At 24.5% G+C, this 18,333-nt stretch carries 15 protein-coding genes; 8 read left to right on the plus strand and 7 right to left on the minus strand.

Annotated elements, in window-relative coordinates; all coding sequences use genetic code 11:
- Positions 1-23: 23 nt before the first annotated feature.
- The 5 genes from ftsI to D9V74_RS01055 all read right to left on the minus strand — a co-directional run bounded on the left by ftsI (position 24) and on the right by D9V74_RS01055 (position 5,453).
- Positions 24-1,748 carry a peptidoglycan glycosyltransferase FtsI gene (gene ftsI / locus D9V74_RS01035; RefSeq protein ID WP_158362474.1) on the minus strand — a complete coding sequence of 575 codons (1,725 nt, stop codon included), beginning with the start codon at positions 1,746-1,748 and terminating at the stop codon, positions 24-26.
- A 52-nt stretch (positions 1,749-1,800) separates the two neighbouring features.
- Entirely contained in the window at positions 1,801-2,046 is a 246-nt protein-coding gene (locus D9V74_RS01040) for a cell division protein FtsL (RefSeq protein WP_158362476.1), read from the minus strand.
- A 1-nt stretch (position 2,047) separates the two neighbouring features.
- Complete coding sequence (rsmH, locus tag D9V74_RS01045; RefSeq protein ID WP_158362478.1) at positions 2,048-2,986, minus strand: 16S rRNA (cytosine(1402)-N(4))-methyltransferase RsmH; 939 nt, start codon at positions 2,984-2,986, stop codon at positions 2,048-2,050.
- Positions 2,987-3,254: 268 nt separating this feature from the next.
- The gene (gene ilvN / locus D9V74_RS01050; RefSeq protein WP_158362480.1) at positions 3,255-3,734 is read right to left on the minus strand and encodes an acetolactate synthase small subunit; all 480 of its coding nucleotides are present in this window, start codon (positions 3,732-3,734) and stop codon (positions 3,255-3,257) included.
- Between the two features lie 3 nt (positions 3,735-3,737).
- Positions 3,738-5,453 carry an acetolactate synthase 3 large subunit gene (locus D9V74_RS01055; RefSeq protein ID WP_158362482.1) on the minus strand — a complete coding sequence of 572 codons (1,716 nt, stop codon included), beginning with the start codon at positions 5,451-5,453 and terminating at the stop codon, positions 3,738-3,740.
- A gap of 1,694 nt (positions 5,454-7,147) precedes the next feature.
- On the opposite strand from D9V74_RS01055, the gene degP reads away from it, so the two are divergent.
- Positions 7,148-8,578, plus strand: a complete 1,431-nt coding sequence (gene degP / locus D9V74_RS01060; protein ID WP_158362484.1) for a serine endoprotease DegP — start codon at positions 7,148-7,150, stop codon at positions 8,576-8,578.
- Between the two features lie 51 nt (positions 8,579-8,629).
- Here degP and dapD read toward each other — a convergent pair whose 3' ends face one another.
- Complete coding sequence (dapD, locus tag D9V74_RS01065; protein WP_158362486.1) at positions 8,630-9,454, minus strand: 2,3,4,5-tetrahydropyridine-2,6-dicarboxylate N-succinyltransferase; 825 nt, start codon at positions 9,452-9,454, stop codon at positions 8,630-8,632.
- 45 nt (positions 9,455-9,499) lie between these two features.
- The gene (gene map / locus D9V74_RS01070) at positions 9,500-10,294 is read right to left on the minus strand and encodes a type I methionyl aminopeptidase (RefSeq protein ID WP_158362488.1); all 795 of its coding nucleotides are present in this window, start codon (positions 10,292-10,294) and stop codon (positions 9,500-9,502) included.
- A gap of 253 nt (positions 10,295-10,547) precedes the next feature.
- On the opposite strand from map, the gene rpsB reads away from it, so the two are divergent.
- The 7 genes from rpsB to bamA all read left to right on the plus strand — a co-directional run bounded on the left by rpsB (position 10,548) and on the right by bamA (position 18,305).
- Positions 10,548-11,249 (plus strand): 30S ribosomal protein S2, encoded by a 702-nt coding sequence (gene rpsB, locus D9V74_RS01075; RefSeq protein WP_158362490.1) that lies wholly within the window; start codon positions 10,548-10,550, stop codon positions 11,247-11,249.
- A gap of 72 nt (positions 11,250-11,321) precedes the next feature.
- A complete protein-coding gene (gene tsf, locus D9V74_RS01080; protein ID WP_158362492.1) occupies positions 11,322-12,131 on the plus strand; it encodes a translation elongation factor Ts in 810 nt (269 codons plus the stop codon).
- 67 nt (positions 12,132-12,198) lie between these two features.
- Positions 12,199-12,927, plus strand: a complete 729-nt coding sequence (pyrH, locus tag D9V74_RS01085) for a UMP kinase (protein WP_158362494.1) — start codon at positions 12,199-12,201, stop codon at positions 12,925-12,927.
- Positions 12,928-13,052: 125 nt separating this feature from the next.
- Positions 13,053-13,610 (plus strand): ribosome recycling factor, encoded by a 558-nt coding sequence (gene frr / locus D9V74_RS01090; protein ID WP_158362496.1) that lies wholly within the window; start codon positions 13,053-13,055, stop codon positions 13,608-13,610.
- A 57-nt stretch (positions 13,611-13,667) separates the two neighbouring features.
- The gene (ispC, locus tag D9V74_RS01095) at positions 13,668-14,858 is read left to right on the plus strand and encodes a 1-deoxy-D-xylulose-5-phosphate reductoisomerase (RefSeq protein ID WP_158362498.1); all 1,191 of its coding nucleotides are present in this window, start codon (positions 13,668-13,670) and stop codon (positions 14,856-14,858) included.
- 92 nt (positions 14,859-14,950) lie between these two features.
- Positions 14,951-15,691, plus strand: coding sequence for a polyprenyl diphosphate synthase (gene uppS / locus D9V74_RS01100; protein WP_158362500.1), 741 nt, complete (start codon positions 14,951-14,953; stop codon positions 15,689-15,691).
- Between the two features lie 211 nt (positions 15,692-15,902).
- The gene (gene bamA / locus D9V74_RS01105) at positions 15,903-18,305 is read left to right on the plus strand and encodes an outer membrane protein assembly factor BamA (protein ID WP_158362502.1); all 2,403 of its coding nucleotides are present in this window, start codon (positions 15,903-15,905) and stop codon (positions 18,303-18,305) included.
- Positions 18,306-18,333: the final 28 nt, after the last annotated feature.

An 18,333-nucleotide genomic window follows, 5' to 3' on the forward strand; every position in this document is an offset into this window, starting at 1 on the left:
AATTTCCTTTTCATGCAGTTGTTTTAAATTTTTTTATTTAATAAATTATCAGGTTTAATATTCATTTTTTTTAATATTAATTGCATAATTTTTCTAAATACTGGAGCAGAAACTGCGCCTCCATAATATTTTTTTCCTTGTGGATTATCTATAATGACAACTAATGAAAACATTGGATTACTAACTGGAGAAATTCCTGCAGTATAAGCTATATATTTTTTGATATATTGTCCATTTATTCCTAATTTTTTCGCGGTTCCTGTTTTAATAGCAATACGATATCCTTTAATTGCAGCTTGTACCCCCCCTCCACCTGGTTTTGCAACATTTTCCATCATATTCATTACTTTATCAACATATTCTTGAGGAAAAATTCTTACTCCCGGAACAGGTTTATTCACTTTCAGAATAGAAAGAGGTCGGTATATTCCACCACTACCAATAGTAGCGTATAATCGTGTGAGTTGAAGAGGAGTTACCATGAGTCCATAACCAAAAGAAAAAGTAGCTTTTTCTAAATTAGACAAATTTTTTTTTTTAGGCAGTAATCCATTTTTTTCCCCAATTAATCCTAATTGAGTTGGTTGTCCTAATCCAAAATTAATATAGCTATTAATTAATTTTATAGTAGGTATGGACAATGCTATTTTTGATATTCCTACATTGCTTGATTTTTGCAAAATTCCAGTTATACTAAGTTTTTCGTTATAAGTAACATCTTGAATTTTATGTTTTTTAATAAAAAATGGCTTTGTTTGAATAATAGAATTTTCTTTGATGACGCCTAATCTTAATGCTTCCATAATGACTATAGGTTTTACTGTTGAGCCAGGTTCAAACATATCTGTAATTGCTCTATTACGGATATTTTTTTTAACTGCATATTGTATATTATTAGGATTATATGATGGGCAATTTGCCATTGCTAATATTTCTCCAGTTTTAATATTTATTAAAATAGCAGTTCCAGAATCAGCATTATTTTTTATAACTGCTTCATACAATTTATGATATACAATAGTTTGTAGTTTTTGATCAATACTTAATGTCAAGTTATTTGATTTATTTTTTTGAATTAAAGATATATTTTCAATAACATGACCTTTGTTATCTTTTTGTATTTTTCTTTTTCCTGGTTTTCCTATTAAAAGTGTATTAAAGCTTTTTTCTATTCCTTCAATTCCTATACCATCTATATTTGTTATACCTACAAGTTGAGCAGCAATTCTTCCAGAAGGATAATATCTTTTCGATTCTTGTAATAAAAATATGCCGGGTAAATGTAATTGTTGAATATATTCTCCAATATTAGGAGTTATTTGGCGTGCTAAATAGATGAATTTAGATTGTTTGTGATGCTGAATTCGTAAAAATATAGTTTTTAATGGAATAGAAAGAACTTTGGATAAAGCTTTCCAGCGTTGATTATTCAGAATATTACCACTATTAATAATTTCTGATGGATTTGCGCAAATTGCATTAACTGATACAGTTACAGCTAATGGATATCCTCTACGATCATTGATAATACCTCTTGTATTAAGTAAAGATTCTATTCTTGATGTTCTCAGATCACCTGCTAGTATTAATTTGTCTGAATTAATAATTTGTAAAAATATGACACGAAAAATTAAAATTAGAAAAGATAGAATAATAAAAATATATAATATAAAAAAACGCCAATTTAAATAAATATTTTTTTTTATGGTTTGCTCTTTAAAAGAAATTATTTTGTCTTTCTTGTACATTTTTTACATAATATCCATTAATTAAATGTTTTATTAAAAAAATATTATTTTTTTAAATTGTAGAATGATTCGATAAAGCATTTTTTTCAATAATTAAATTTCTCCAATCATCATTCTTTTTTTTTTTTTGAATTAAAAGTTCTTCTTCTTGACTAATTAATAAACGAGTTTCGTATACTGTGATAATAATAAAACTAGCAGATAATATTATTATGAATAATAATATTAAATGCATTTGAGTGTATAAAATAAAATCATTTTTAATAATTTTAAATAAATCATAACGTTGAATCTTCATTTTATTGTTTTATTTCCGCTATTCTAAGTATTGAACTTCGTGCTCTAGGATTATAATTGATTTCTTTTTGACTCGGTAATATACGATTGATCATCTGCAATTTACATATTTTTAATTTTTTTAATTGTTTTTCTGTAATAGGCATTCCATATGGAACAATGGCTTTTTTACTATTATATGTGATAAATTTTTTTGCTATTCTATCTTCTAAAGAATGAAAACTAATAATTAATATACGTCCTCCAGGCTTTAATATTTTTAAAGTACTATCTAAAGCTTTTTTTATTTCTTCTAATTCTTGATTAATATAAATTCTAATAGCTTGAAAACTTTTTCTTGCTGGATGTTTAAAAGGATGTTTTATTGGTATAGCTTTTTTTATAATATTTGCTAATTCTAAAGTACTTGTTATTTTTTTTATATTACTAAAATATTTAATCGCATGAGCGATTTTTTTTGCAAAACGTTCTTCTCCAAAAGTTTTTAATACAAAAGCAATTTCTTTAGTATTGCTATAAAACAACCAATCTGCAGCAGAAATTCCAGATTGAGGGTTCATTCTCATGTCTAAAGGTCCATCTTGTTTAAATGAAAAACCTCTTTGAGCATTATCAAGTTGCATGGAAGAAACTCCTAAATCAAAGATAATTCCATGAACTTTTCCTATAATTTGATTATTTTGTGCATAATCTAATAATTTTGAAAAATTCTGATTAATAATATGAAAACGTGAATCTTGTATATTTTTGCCAATAGCATAAGACAATGGATCTTTATCAAGAGAATATAATCTTCCGTGTTTGCCTAATTTTTTTAAAATTTCTTTAGAGTGTCCACCCATGCCAAATGTGCTATCAATATAAATACCATTTTTTTTTATTTCTAAAGCCTGTATGATTTCTTCTTTCATTACTGGAATATGTTTTAGTATATGATTCATTTGAAAATATTTTTGATAAATAAAATAATGTGAATTAAGAATATTTTACATGGTCATTTTAAAAGCACGACCATGTTTAATACAGTTGATACTACTGATAAATATAGTATTAGTATATGAAATTTATTATTTTTTGTTTTTTAAAAAAAATTTTAATATATAAAAAGAAATATATAAAAATAATTATAATGTTTTATTAATTGATTGAAAATTTTTGATTGAAAATTTTTATATATTTAACAATATAATCTATAAAAATTTTTCTTGTTCATCCTCTTACAATACTTACAATTCCCGATCGAGTAACTTCAATAACTTCTGATATATTGCGTATTATTTTTAAAAAAGAATCAATTTTTTTTGTTTTTCCAGATAATTGTAATATGTACGTAGTAGATGTTACATCTACAATTTGTCCTCGAAATACTTCAGTAATATCTTTTATTTCATCTCTTGTATGGTTATGAATCTGAACTTTTAACAACATAATTTCACGTTCTACAATATCATATGGATTTCCAATTTGAGTGACTCGCAGTACATCTATTAATTTATGTAATTGTTTTTCAATTTGTTCAATAGATTTTTCATTTCCGACTGTTTGTATAGTCATCTTTGATAAAGAAGGATCCTCAGTTGGGGCTAATGTAATAGTTTCTATATTGTATCCTCTTTGTGAAAATAATCCTATTACCCGTGATAATGAACCTGATTCGTTTTCTAATAAAATAGATAAAATTCTGCGCATATTTTAGGAAGCCTCTTTTTTCCTTAACCACATTTCATTCATTCCACCACCTTGAATTTGCATTGGATAAACGTGCTCAGAATTATCTACTTGAACATCTACAAAAACTAAATTACCGTTAGATAATTGCTTCAATGCTAGTTTTAATTTTTCTTTTAATTCTTCAGGTTTGGTAATTTTAATACCAACATGTCCATAAGATTCTGATAATTTAATAAAATTTGGAAGTGAATTCATATAAGAATGAGAATGTCGTCCAGAATAAATCATATCTTGCCATTGTTTTACCATACCTAAAGAAGAATTATTTAGATTTAATATTAATATTGCTAAATTATATTGTCGTGCTGTAGAGAGTTCTTGAATATTCATTTGAATACTACCGTCTCCTGTGACACAAATAACAGTTTCTTTAGGATAAGCTAATTTTACACCTAATGCTGCAGGTAGTCCAAATCCCATAGTACCTAATCCGCCTGAATTAATCCAACGTCTAGGTTTTATAAATGGATAATATAATGCTGCAAACATTTGATGTTGTCCAACATCTGACGTAATATAAGAATTACCCTTAGTTAATTCAAAAAGTATTTCAATAACTGTTTGAGGTTTGATTTGTTTAGTATTTTTTTGATATTCTAAACTATTGATACTTTTCCATTTTTTAATAGTTTTCCACCAATCTTTTAAAGATGGAATAATTTTTTCTTTTTTCAGCAACTCTAGCATTTTTTTTAAGACATATTTTGCATCTCCGACAATAGGAATATTAGCTGAAACAGTTTTAGAAATAGAAGTAGGATCAATATCGATATGTATAATAGTAGCATTAGGACAGTATTTATTTAAATTGTTTGTTGTACGATCGTCAAACCTAACACCAATTGCAAAAATTACATCTGCATTATGTATTGTCATATTAGCTTCATAAGTACCGTGCATTCCTAACATAGCAATGCTTTGCTCATGATTACCTGGAAATGCACCTAATCCCATTAAAGAAGTTGTTACAGGACATTTTATTTTTTCTGCAAACTCTTTTAATTCTTTACTACTGTCAGAACTAATAATTCCACCACCGGCATAAATTACAGGTTTTTTAGCTTTTAAAAATGTGTCAAGAGCTTTTTTAATTTGTTTAATATGACCTTTATTCGTCGGACTATAAGAACGTATATTAATCTTTTCTGGCCATTTATAGTAAATATTACTTGTCTTTTTTAAGATATCTTTAGGTAAATCAATTACAACAGGTCCTGGACGGCCAGTAGATGCTAACCAAAAAGCTTTCTTAAAAATTATTGGTATATCTTCAGTTTTTTTTACTAAAAAACTATGTTTGACTACTGGACGAGAAATACCAATCATATCACATTCTTGAAAAGCATCGTATCCAATTAATGAAGAAGAGACTTGACCAGATATGACTACAATAGGAATCGAATCCATATATGCAGTAGCAATACCAGTAATAGCATTAGTTGCACCTGGTCCAGAAGTAACTAACACTACACCTATTTTCCCAGTAGAACGAGCATAACCATCAGCCATATGAGTGGCTGCTTGTTCGTGTCTGACTAGAATATGTTCGATTCCACCAATAGTTTTTAGAGCATCATAAATATCTAGTACAGCACCGCCAGGATAACCAAATATATGCTGTATTCCTTGATCAATTAATGATCGGATAACCATTTCGGCTCCTGATAATATTTCCAATTTTTCCTCCAGGATACTAACTAATTTATTAGGTTTGATTTTTTAGTTCTCTATCTATCAGTTTATCCTGTAGTTTACCTAGATAAAATTAGCGCTATATGATTTGTAAATGTATAATAGATAAAAAATATAATAAAATGAATATTTTTTATATTATTAATTTTATTATTAAAATAATATTATTTATAATTATAATAATATCAGATATTATCAATTAATAGAAAGTATTAAGTATAATTTATATTATTAAAATATTAAATTTTAGATGTTAAAATGTATTAAATAAAAAATAAAAAAAATAACAGTGTAAGTTATATTAAAAAAAATACTGTGTTAATATTTAGTTATTTTAGTTATTTTAAAATTTAATATTTATAATCTTATATCTTATTCTATCTAAGAAGTACCTTTTTGAAGTATTTTTTGCTAAATACGAAAAGATCAATGCTAAAAATTTTCAATTATGTTTTACCAGTGTTTTGTTATCTACGTATACATAGTTTTATATATGTATACATCATAGATTAGATTTGATTTTTTTTAACAATACTCGTTATAATCACTTGCGACAGAATTGATTAATTAGTTTCTGAAAATATTTCATTTAGTATATTTTTCTATAATATTATTTTGTCTATAATCTTATTGATATTTTTAATCAATACAGTGTTATCTTTAATATGCTATCTAGATAGTTTAATCTTTTATTGGAAATAATATAGTGGAAATAATATAGTTAGTGTATCTATTAGTCTATATAGATAGACTATAAAATCTTTTAGTATATAGTACTAAGTATATAGTATATCATCTTCTATAAAATCTTTATTTGGTATAAAAACATTGGTATAGAAACTTTAATTTCTATGCCATATCTATTTTTTTCTATTTTTTCTACTTCTATAACATATCCTAAAAATATCCTGAAAAGTTTTTTATAAGTTTAAAATATTGAATACTAAATAAATATTTTTTTATTTTATGCTCAGTAAAAATTTAGTTTTTTGTATACTTGTCCTCATATTATATTATTAAAGGTAATATCTATTTTTTTGCAATTTTTTATTAGTTATTAGAACTTGTGATACAATTTTAAAAATTTTTTGATTAATTATTTAAAATCTATTTTTTTATTTAGTTCAATTATATAACAAAATCTTCATTCTATTTAAGAAGAAAGTGTTCATATGTATTTATAAAAGGTATATTTTTATTAATCTTGTTATACATGATATTTTTAAATTAAGTATTTTAACTTAAAAATATATTCTTAACTACTAGTAATATGTTCCTATATTTTCATTAGTTAATACTATTATATTTTTTATTTATTTTTTTAATAAAAACTGCTAATTTTGAATATTGTTATAATAAGTATGATGATTTTATAAAACATATTAACAATATTAAAGAATACAGAAAATACCAGTCTCTTAATTTAAAAATAAAAAAATAATCAAATGATAGGTTTTGACAATTTTAATATTTTTAAAATATAAAATATTAATATTTTGTATTGCATTGCAATATTTTAAAATTTTGATATTAAAATAAATTTTTATATTCTATGTTCAGATATAAAAGAGCAATAGAGTTAAATAGTTATGAAGTGTATAATAAAAATTTATCTCGTTACATAATGCATTATAATAATATTTATTTTTAGATTAGACTGTAATTATGAGAAAGAAATAATGAAAAAATTAGTTACAATATTAAGAGAAACAATTCTAATTTTAACTGTATTATTTAGTTTAGGAATGTCTTGGAGAAATAATGCTTATGTTGAACAAAATAAGATTACTTCTAAAGAGATATATCCCAGTTTAGCTCCAATGTTAGAAAAAGTGATGCCTTCAGTAATTAGTATCAATATTGAAGGAAGTACAGTAGTACATACTTCACGTTTACCTCATCCATTTCAACCGTTTTTTGGTGATAATTCACCTTTTTGTCAAGAAAATTCTCCATTTCGTAATTCACCTTTTTGTCAATTTAGTCCTGATAATACTAATGAAAAATTTCGTGCATTAGGTTCAGGTGTTATTATTAATGCTGAAAAGGCATATGCAGTAACTAATCATCATGTGGTAGAAAATGCGAACAAAATTCAAGTACAACTAAGTGATGGACGTCGTTATGATGCGCACATCATTGGAAAAGATTCACGTTCTGATATTGCTTTAATACAATTAAAAAATGCAAGTAATTTAAAGGCTATAAAAATAGCTGATTCTGATACTTTACGGGTAGGAGATTATACTGTAGCTATTGGGAATCCATACGGACTAGGAGAAACAGTTACATCAGGAATTATTTCTGCTTTAGGCCGCAGTGGATTAAATATTGAACATTATGAAAACTTTATTCAAACTGATGCTGCAATTAATAGAGGCAATTCTGGTGGAGCATTAGTTAATTTGAATGGAGAGTTAATTGGTATTAATACTGCTATTTTAGCTCCAGATGGTGGTAATATTGGGATAGGATTTGCTATTCCAGGTAACATGGTTAAAAATTTAACTGAGCAAATGGTAAAATTTGGACAAGTTAGACGCGGAGAGTTAGGTATAATAGGAATGGAACTCAATTCAGATTTAGCACAAATTATGAAAATTAATATACAAAAAGGTACTTTTGTAAGCCAAGTACTACCTAATTCTTCTGCATTTGAAGCAGGTATTAAAGCTGGTGATATTATTATTTCCTTAAATAAAAAACCTATCTTTAGTTTTTCTGCATTACGTGCTGAAATAGGATCATTACCAGTGACTACTAAAATGGAATTAGGAATATTTAGAGAAGGAAATATTAAAAATATTATTGTTGAATTAAAAAATTCTCATAAAAATCATTTTAATTCAGAAAGTATTTATGTCGGAATAGAAGGTATAGAATTAAATAATTATATATTTAATGGGAAAAAAGTTATAAAAGTAACAAATGTTAAATTGCATAGTCCAGCATCAAAAATTGGTTTTAAAAAAAATGATCTGATTATTGGTGTTAATCAAAAATTAGTTAGTAGTATAGAAGAACTAAAACTTGTATTAGATACTAAACCTAAAATTTTAGTGTTTATTGTAAACAGAGATGGTAATACTATATATCTCGTTAGTAGTTAGTTGGTAAAAAACAGTTTTTACAGTCCGCCCGAAAAAATACGGGCGGTTTTTTTATGTTATATTTCTTAATAATTGATTAATTGCTGTTTTTTTTAATGTTTTTGAATCTACTTTTTTAACAATAATAGCAGCATAAAGATTATATTTTCCACATTGAGATGGTAAACTTCCAGGAACTACAACAGAATTAGCTGGAACTTTTCCATAAAAAATTTTTTTGTTTTCTCTGTCATAAATTTTAGTACTTTGACCAATAAATACACCCATAGAAATTACACATCCTTTTTCTACAATCACTCCTTCTACAATTTCAGATCGAGCGCCAATAAAACAATTATCTTCAATAATTGTTGGATTGTTTTGAAGAGGTTCTAAAACACCCCCTATTCCTACGCCTCCAGATATGTGTACATTTTTTCCAATTTGAGCACAAGATCCTATAGTAGCCCAAGTATCTATCATACTTCCTGTATCAATATATGCACCAATGTTTATATAAGATGGCATAATAACTGTTTTATAATTAATAAATGCACCATATCTAATAGTTGCTGGAGGTACGATTCTAATTTGTTCTTTTTGAAATTTTTCTTCATCATATTGTTCATATTTTAGAGGAATTTTATCATAATAGTTAGTATGGTTGCCTTTTATTAATCTATTTTGTTTAATATATATATATAGTAAAACTGCTTTTTTCAACCATTCGTGTGTAATCCAAGAATTACCTTTTTTTTCTGCAATTCTTATAGAACCAGAATTTAATGATGAAATGATTTCGAAAATACTTTTTAAAAGATCATGATCAATATCATTGAAATTAATTTTATTTTTATTTTCATATACTTTTTCAACTATTTTTTTTAATTGTTCCATATTTTAAAACCTATGTTAATAATATATTTAAGATTTTTAAAAAATTTAATGTTTATTAATTAGTTTTGGAGAAATTGTTTCATTTTTTTGCCATGTTAAAATATCACATCCATATTCTGTTACTAAGATAGTATGTTCATATTGTGCCGATAAAGAATGATCTTTAGTTTTTATAGTCCACCCGTCTTTCATGCATGTTACTTGTGGATTACCAGCATTAATCATAGGTTCAACAGTAAAAATCATTCCCTTCTTTAAAGTAATATTATTTTCTTTATTAGCATAATGTAAGATATGAGGTTCTTCATGAAAATTTCGACCAATTCCATGACCACAATATTCTTTCACCACAGAAAAATTATTTTTTTTTACATAATTTTCAATAATTTCACCAATTTTATATAGTGGCATACCTGGTTTAATTGATTTTAAAGATAGATAAAGACTGTCTTGAGCAACTTGACATAAACGTTTTGATAAAACACTCGGTGTGCCTATAAAAAACATTTTAGAAGTATCACCATAATATTGATTTTTAATGATGGCGATATCGATATTAACTATATCTCCTTCTTGAAATATTTGTTTTTTATTAGGAATACCATGACAAACTACATCATTAATAGAAATACAGATTGATTTTGGAAATCCATGATAGCCTAAACATGCTGGAATAGCTTTTTTTTTATTAACAATATAATCATGACAAATTGTGTTAATATCTTCTGTATTTATCTTTGGTTGAATATATTTTTCTATCATTTCTAACACTTCTGCTGCTAGTTTTCCAGACATGCGCATTTTTTTTATCTCTGATTCTGTTTTAATTATGCGATTCATAGTATTTAACCGTGTTATATATTAATTTTAAATATTTGATGTTTATTTAAATTATACTTGAAAATATATATTTTTTTTTAGATTTAATTTAAAATATATCAATATCAATAAATTTTTATAAAAAATATGGTATAAATATATTGTGTGTTATATAAAGAAAATAATAAAGCAAATAATAAAGCAAATAATAAAGAAAATAAAATAAACAAAAAGTTAATATATAATTTTATTTTTAACATTTTAAGGAGTATCTATGGCAGTTGTATCAATGCGTGATATGCTTCAAGCAGGAGTTCATTTTGGTCATCAAACACGATATTGGAATCCAAAAATGAAGCCTTTTATTTTTGGTATTCGTAATAAAGTACATATTATTAATTTAGAAAAAACTCTTCCTATGTTTAATTTTGCTCTTTCTGAATTAAAAAAAATCTCTTTGAAAAAAGGAAGGATATTATTTATTGGAACAAAGAGAGCTGCTAGAAAAGGAATAAAAGAAACCGCAATTAATTGTGATCAATTTTATGTAAATCATCGTTGGTTAGGTGGAATGTTAACAAATTGGAAAACGGTTCGACAATCTATAAAACGTTTAAAAGATTTAGAAATAGAATCAAAAGATGGTACTTTTTCTAAATTAACAAAAAAAGAAGCTTTAATTAGATCGAGAGAATTATGCAAATTAGAAAATAGTTTAGGTGGTATTAAAAATATGGGAGGATTACCTGATTGTTTATTTGTGATTGATGCTTCACATGAAAATATTGCTATTAAAGAAGCTAATAATTTAGGTATACCTGTTTTTGCCATAGTTGATACTAATTCTAATCCTGATGGGGTAGATTATATTATACCCGGTAATGATGATGCTATCAGATCAGTTAATCTTTACTTGAAATTTGTGTCACAGATTATTTCTAAAACAAATGATAATGATGAATTCATAAATTTATAAAAATTCATGAATATTACATAAACAGTAGCAAATATTTTTTTAAATAAAATATTTTAAGAAAAGGAATGTAACGTGACAAATAGTAGTATTACTGCTTCTCTTATTAAAAATCTTAGATCTCGTACAGGAATAGGTGTTTTAGAATGTAAACGAGCGCTAATAGAAGAAAATGGAAATATTGAATTAGCAATTGATAATTTAAGGAAATCAGGAAAACTAAGTGCTGAAAAAAAAAATAATAAGATAACAAATCAAGGAGTAATTTTTTCAGGTATTAAAAATAATATTGGTATAATGTTAGAATTAAATTGTGAAACTGATTTCGTATCTAAAGATGATTTATTTATTAATTTTGGGAAAAATATTTTATCAACAGCATTAGAAAAAAAAATAAAAGACATTAATGAAATTAAAGATATTTTTGAAGAAAAAAGAACAGATTTAATTTTTAAAGTAGGAGAAAATATTAATATTCGACGATTTTGTTGGATTGAAGGAGAAAATATTTGTTCATATGTTCATAGTTTTAGAATTGGTGTGTTAGTCAGTGGAATTACATCAAATAAAATTATATTAAAAAATATTGCAATGCATATAGCTGCAAGTAAACCAGAATATTTACATCCTACAAATATTCCTAACACAGTTTGGAAACGTGAATATAAAATTCAATCAGAATTAGTAAAAAATTTAAAAAAACCTCTTAACGTATTAAAAAAAATTATTGATGGGAGAATGAATAAATTCACAAATAATATTTCGTTAATCAGTCAAAATTTTATTATGGATCCTACAAAAACAGTAGGTGATATATTAAATAAAAGTAATTCACGTATAATATCATTTATTAGATTTGAATTAGGTGAAAATATTTCTATATAGTTAGTATAGTATAGATAGATTAGATTGAAAAATATTAATATATAAATAAATATATGTAGGTTGGAATATGTCTCAAAATAAGAAATTTTTATATCGACGTATTTTGTTAAAAATAAGTGGAGAAGTATTACAAGGATCTAATAATTTCGGAATTGATATAAATTCTTTAAAAAGAATCGTGAAAGAAATAAAATCTGTAGTAGATATAGGTATTCAAGTAAGTTTAGTTATTGGAAGCGGTAATTTATTTCGAGGAGCTACTTTATCTGAATTAGGTCTTGATCGAGTGGCTTCTGATCATATTGGTATATTATCAACAATTATTAATAGTGTTGCTATCAGAGATATGATAAATTCAAATTTGTCTATCCGAACTTGTTTAATGTCTGCAATACCGATTAATGGTATTTGTGAAATATATAATTGTGAACAAGCAATAAATTTATTGTCTAATAATTTTGTTATTATTTTTGCTGCAGGAACAGGTAATCCTTTTTTTACGACAGATTCTGCTGCTTGTTTACGTGCTATTGAAACTAAATCTGATATTATTTTAAAAGGTACTAAAGTAGACGGAGTATATTCGAAAGATCCTGAAAAAAATTCAGATGCTATTTTATATAGAAAATTAACGTATAAAGACGTATTAAAAAAAGAACTAAAAGTAATGGATTTATCTGCTTTTATACTAGCTAGAGATTATCATTTGCCTATTAGAGTTTTTAACATAAATAAACCTGGATCTTTATACCGTATTGTTACGAATCGTTCTGAAGGTACTATTATAAGTAAGTAGTTAAATAGATAATTATTTTAGTTAAATAAAACAATAATATGCAGTAATAGTATTTACAGAATAATAATAGTATTTACAGTAAGATGTCTTTTTAATAAATTAGAACTATTTTTACAGGTAATCATGTGATTAATCAAATTGATATAAAAACTCGTGAAAAAATGAAATTATGTCTGCAAATATTTCAAAATAATATTAATAATATTCAAACTGGTCGAGCATCACCTCATTTATTAAATAATATTTATATAGAATATTTTGGTACTAAAACTCATTTGAATCAATTATCTAACATCACAGTTGAAAATTCTCATACTCTTAAAATTAATATTTTTGATATTTCTATTACATCATTGATTCAAAAAGCTATCTTAAATTCAAAGTTAGATTTAAATCCAATTATACGGGGTAAAGATATCTTAATACCGATACCAGTCTTGACAGAAGAAAGAAGAAAAAAATTAGTTAAAGTAATTCGTAATGAGGCTGAAAATAGTCGTATTAGTATTCGTAATATTCGCAGAGATGCAAATGATAAAATTAAAAAATATCTTAAAAAAAAAATAATTAATGAAGATGATGAACATACTTCACAAAGTAAAATACAAATGATAACTAATGAGTATATTAAACAAATAGATTCTATTTTATTAAAAAAAGAATTAGAACTAATGAAATTATAAAATTTTTTTAAAATTATATATATTTTAATTAATTCATAAAATATAGTAAGAAAATTTATGAAAAAAATAACCATTTTAGGATCTACTGGTTCTATTGGTATTAATACATTATCTATTATCCAAAAAAATCCGAATTTATTTAAAGTGATTGCTTTAGTAGCGAATAAAAATGTTACTGTTATGCTGCATCAATGTGAGTTATTTACACCAGATTGGGTGGCTATGAGAGATGAAAAATCTGCTAATATATTACGAAAACAAATAAAAAGAAAAAAAATAAAAACACAAGTTCTATCTGGTGAGAAAGATATTTGTTATTTAGCTGCTTTAAAAGAAACAGATCAAGTAGTAGCAGCAATTGTTGGAATGGCAGCTTTATTACCAATATTATCTGCAATATATGCTGGTAAAACAATATTGTTAGCTAATAAAGAATCTTTAATTACTTGTGGTTCTCTTTTTATGAAAGCGTTACTTTCTAGTGGAGCTAGAATATTACCAATTGATAGTGAACATAATGCTATTTTTCAAGTTCTTCCTTTAGAAATGCAAAAGAACATAGGTGTTTCTTCTTTAAAACTATATGGTGTGGAACATATTCTTTTAACTGGTTCAGGTGGTCCATTTTATAATTTTTCTGTATCAGATTTATCATGTGTAACTCCCCATCAAGCATGTTCTCATCCTAATTGGTCTATGGGAAAAAAAATTTCTGTAGATTCAGCTACAATGATGAATAAAGGTTTAGAATATGTTGAGGCACGATGGTTGTTTAATGCTTCAAAATCAGAAATTAAAATTTTAATTCATCCTGAATCAGTTGTTCATTCGATGGTGCAATATTGTGATGGTTCGTTATTAGCACAATTATCAGTTCCTGATATAAAAATTTCTATTTCTTATGCGATGTCTTGGCCTTATCGTATTGATACAAAAGTTAACTTTTTAAATTTTGCTAAGATAAAAAATTTGTCTTTTTTTGAACCTGATTTTGTTCAATTTCCATGTTTGAAGCTGGCTATTGATGCTTTTTCTGATAGTCAGGCAGCTATGATTGTTTTGAATGCTGCTAATGAAATAGCCGTATCTGCTTTTTTAAATAATCAAATTACTTTTACTCAAATTTATGAAGTGAATATTAACACGTTAACATCTTCTTTTTTTTCAGAGCCTAATTGTATTGAAGATGTTTTAGAAATTGATAGACAGTCAAGAATTTTAGCTAAAAATAAAATACTTACATACTAAAAAGAAATATTGTTTAGCAATAATTAACAAAAGATTTTTTATATTATATAGGTCTTAATAAAATTTTTTCTTCAGAGAAATGTGTATTTTCTATGCAATATAAATCTTTATTTAAAAAATATAAAAAATATCAAAATCACTATCCTCGTCATATAGCAATCATTATGGATGGTAATCGAAGATGGGCTAAAAAAAAAGGTAAAATATGTATTATTGGCCATCGAGCAGGTTTTGAAGCTTTAAAAAAAGCTATAAAGTTTGCTCTTTTGAAAAATTTAGAAATATTAACTGTATATGCTTTTAGCAGAGAAAATTGGAATCGTTCTTTATTTGAAGTAGAATATTTAATGGAATTATTTTCTTTTCTATTAGAAAGCGAAATGAATAATTTTAAAAAATATAATATTAGATTTAAAGTAATGGGTGATGTAAAATTATTTAATAAGAAATTACAGAATATTATTTATCAAGCAGAAAAAATAACATTAAATAATAATGGTTTAATTTTAAATATCGCTGCAAATTATGGAGGCAGATGGGATATTATCCAAAGTGTAAAAAAGATTATTAATAAGGTTCAAAAAGGCGTCTTGCAAATAAATAAAATTAAAGAAGATACTTTTTCTCAATATTTATCTACTAATGAACTTCTTCCAGTAGATTTAGTTATTCGAACAGGAGGAGAAAAAAGAATAAGTAATTTTTTATTATGGCAAATAGCTTATTCAGAATTATATTTTACTGACATTTTATGGCCTGATTTTGATCAGAATGTTTTTCAAGATGCTATTGATTCTTTTAAGTTGCGTGAACGTCGTTTTGGAGGTTTTTAAATAAGAAAGAATATATATTTTATGAAATGAATTATTTGATATCAATCATTTGAGAAAATTTAATTTAATTTTATTTAAAAATAAATTTTTTTATTAATTAAAAAATAGATGTTTTAAAAAATATTAAAAAAATATACTTCACATAGTATTTAGTTCATTATTTTTATAAATGTATAAAAATAAATTTATTATAGGAAAAATTATAATAAAAATGTTAATTAAAAAATTTTTTATCACTTTTTTGATTTTTTTTAGTATCTCTAGTTATGCAAAAACTATTGATATTATAAATAACATTCAATTTAAAGGATTAAAAAATGTTTCACAAAATGAAGCATTAAAAAGTATTATTTTAAATAAGGAAAATAAAATTTCTAAATATGATATAAAAAAGAGTATTGATTCTTTATTGAAAACAGGAAAATTTGAAGATATTAAAGCTGTATATTCAAAAAAAAATGTTGTCTTTTACGTACGAGAAAAACCTGTTATTTCTAATATAACTATTTCAGGAAATACTATAATTAAGAATTCGATTCTTAATTCCTATTTACAAAAATTAAACATCAAACAAGGAAGTGTGTTAAATGAATTTTTTATTAATATATTTACTAAAACGATAGAAGATTTTTATTATAATCTTGGAAGATTTAAATCAGATATACAGGTATTAAAAAATTTATCTGAAGATAATACTGTTGATTTAAAAATAATTATTAATGAAGGGATAATAACACAAATTAATAATATTAAAATATTAGGTATTACAGATTTTTCTAAAGAAAAAATTTTTTCATTATTTGAGTCGAAAGATCATCCTGTTTGGTGGAATTTTTTAGATCCATGTATTTATTCTCCAAATAAATTAAATCAAGACTTAAAAAATTTACATGATTTTTATTTAAATCATGGTTATTTTTATTTTCATATTACAGATAAAACAATAAATTTTATTCAAGATAAAAATCAAGTTGATATTATAATAAATATTTCTGAAGGTAAAAAATATCGAATTTCAAAATTTTTTATTAACGGAAATGTATTTCCATATCAAGTACTCATGAAACAATTAATTAATATTAATTCTGATGAAGTGTATAACAGAGAAAAAATTCATAATATTATATATAATATTAAAAGATTTTTATCTGAACATGGATACATTAATTCTACTATCGAAGTAAATCCAATAGTAAATCATAAAACACAAACAATAGTGTTAGATTTTAATATTAATATAAACAAACGTTTTTTTGTACATAGAATTAATTTTATTGGAAATACAATCACTCAAGATAAGGTATTACGTCGTGAAATTAAACAAATAGAAGGGAAATATGTTAATACTAGTTTAATTGAATTAGGAAAAAAATCATTACAGAATACAAAATATTTTAGTTATGTTGAAGCAATAAAAAAAATATGTTCTCATTATCCTAATCAAGTAGATATTTTTTATAGAGTTAAAGAAAAACCAACTGGTTCTATAAATTTCGGTTTTGGTTATGGAATGGATAGCGGGATGAGCTTTAATACTTCTTTATCTAAAAATAATATATTTGGTTCTGGTAATTCTTTTAAAGCTAATATTATTAAAAATAATAATCAAAAATATGCAGATATATCTATTACTTACCCTTATTTTATGTCAAATATTAAAGATGTAAATTCTAGATTTTTTTATAATGATTTAAAATATAATTTTGATAATGTTGATAATCTTATAAAAAAAACTTATGGATTAGAAAACAGTTTAGGAATTTTAATAAATAATTTTAATAAAATTAATATTGGTTTTGGATACACTCATAACGGTATTAAAAATGAAGAAAAAATAATAGATGTTTCTAATATTAAAGAAAAAACTGTAGATTTCAGCTCTTTAAAAAAGAATACAGTTAATGATTTTACTTTAAATTATTCTTGGATACATTCTACTTTAGAATATTTTTATTTTCCTGTATCTGGAAATCAAATGCATATTAGTGGTAAAAATACCATTCCTGGATCAGATAATGATTTTTATAAATTTGTATTAGATAATGCATATTATCTTCCAATTGACAAGAAAAAAGATTTTATATTTTTAAGTCATATTCATGCGGGAATAGGTAATATTTTTAATAAAGAAAAATTTCCTTTCTACGAAAATTTTTATGCTAATAGTGAAAATAATATTCGAGGTTTTCGTTTAAATACTATTGGACCTAAAAAAAGTTATAATATTTCTGATTCGCAAAAATGTTTAGGTAATCTCAAGAATAATATATGTGAATCAATCAATTCTATTGGTGGTAACTTAACATTTACTTCTAATTTAGAAGTAATTACTCCTATTCCTTTTATAGATGATAATTACTCTAAATTGTTTCGTACTTCTTTATTTTTTGATATTGGTAATATTTGGGACACATCATTGTATAATTATAAAGAAAAACATATCTTTTCGTTTTTAGAACATAATATATTAAATAACATTTATTCATCAGTTGGTTTTTCGTTACAATGGTTTTCTCCAATTGGACCATTAGTTTTTTCTTATTCTTTTCCAATGCAAAAAGACAAAAATTATCAATTAGAACCATTTCAATTTAATTTTGGTAAAAATTGGTAATAATAACATAATATGAATATAAACAATT

Source organism: Buchnera aphidicola (Macrosiphoniella sanborni) (genome assembly GCF_005080885.1).
In the GTDB taxonomy this organism is placed as follows: Bacteria; Pseudomonadota; Gammaproteobacteria; order Enterobacterales; family Enterobacteriaceae; genus Buchnera; species Buchnera aphidicola_AU.

Excerpts from the sequence above, each read along its gene's own strand:
- ispC (WP_158362498.1), top strand. The coding sequence starts at position 13,668 with ATGAAAAAAATAACCATTTTAGGATCTACTGGTTCTATTGGTATTAAT.
- degP (WP_158362484.1), top strand. The coding sequence starts at position 7,148 with ATGAAAAAATTAGTTACAATATTAAGAGAAACAATTCTAATTTTAACT.
- bamA (WP_158362502.1), top strand. The coding sequence starts at position 15,903 with ATGTTAATTAAAAAATTTTTTATCACTTTTTTGATTTTTTTTAGTATC.
- dapD (WP_158362486.1), bottom strand. The coding sequence starts at position 9,454 with ATGGAACAATTAAAAAAAATAGTTGAAAAAGTATATGAAAATAAAAAT.
- map (WP_158362488.1), bottom strand. The coding sequence starts at position 10,294 with ATGAATCGCATAATTAAAACAGAATCAGAGATAAAAAAAATGCGCATG.
- pyrH (WP_158362494.1), top strand. The coding sequence starts at position 12,199 with ATGTCTCAAAATAAGAAATTTTTATATCGACGTATTTTGTTAAAAATA.
- uppS (WP_158362500.1), top strand. The coding sequence starts at position 14,951 with ATGCAATATAAATCTTTATTTAAAAAATATAAAAAATATCAAAATCAC.
- rsmH (WP_158362478.1), bottom strand. The coding sequence starts at position 2,986 with ATGAATCATATACTAAAACATATTCCAGTAATGAAAGAAGAAATCATA.
- rpsB (WP_158362490.1), top strand. The coding sequence starts at position 10,548 with ATGGCAGTTGTATCAATGCGTGATATGCTTCAAGCAGGAGTTCATTTT.
- ilvN (WP_158362480.1), bottom strand. The coding sequence starts at position 3,734 with ATGCGCAGAATTTTATCTATTTTATTAGAAAACGAATCAGGTTCATTA.
- ftsI (WP_158362474.1), bottom strand. The coding sequence starts at position 1,748 with ATGTACAAGAAAGACAAAATAATTTCTTTTAAAGAGCAAACCATAAAA.
- D9V74_RS01040 (WP_158362476.1), bottom strand. The coding sequence starts at position 2,046 with ATGAAGATTCAACGTTATGATTTATTTAAAATTATTAAAAATGATTTT.